Source organism: Roseateles sp. P5_E1, from assembly GCF_054049335.1.
On the sequence record NZ_JBFUMN010000311.1, the window covers coordinates 1 to 604 of the forward strand.

Consider the following 604-nt stretch of genomic DNA (forward strand, 5'->3'; position numbering starts at 1 on the left):
GCCGTAAGCCTCGTGCGCGCGGTCGGCGCGGGCCAGGGCTTCGGTGCGCAGCCACAGGCCGCGCGGCGGCAGCGGCTGGATCGTCGCGGTGTCCAGCAGGTTGATCGCATCCACCGGGCGTTCCTGCGCCAGCAGGCGTTCGGCCTGCAGCAGGGCGTGCAGGGTGGCATCCTCGCTGGCCAACCGCTGCAGGTACTGATTCACGGCGGCCTGGTCATCGCGCGCCTGTGCGCTGCGCACGGCAGTGACCATCGCCACGGCGGCCACGTCCTTGTCTTCGGCGGCGGTTTCCAGCAGCTTTTCAGCGCGCTGCCATTGGCCCTGTTCGTGGGCGTGGATGCCGTCGATCAGGCGCGCGCGGCCCTGCTTGCGGCGGTAGCGGCCCCAGGCGCGGAACGGCGAGGCCAGCAGGCTCCACAGCAGCCACAGCACCAGCAGCCCGACCAGCGCCATCAAGGCCACCTGCGGCACCGTCGAGCGGTAGTCGTTGCCGCCGTAGCGGTAGATCACTTCGCCGAACTGGCGAAGCTGCTCGGTGCCGAGGAACTGCGAGGCGATCACGCCCAGCGCCACGGCCAGCAACAGCACCACCAAAGATTGGAAG

General features: G+C 70.2%; 1 protein-coding gene. It reads right to left on the reverse strand.

Going from position 1 to position 604, the window contains the following annotated elements; translation table 11 throughout:
* The coding region (locus ACXJKJ_RS31235) for a heme biosynthesis HemY N-terminal domain-containing protein (protein ID WP_457395488.1) at window positions 1–604 on the reverse strand (604 nt) is incomplete at both ends.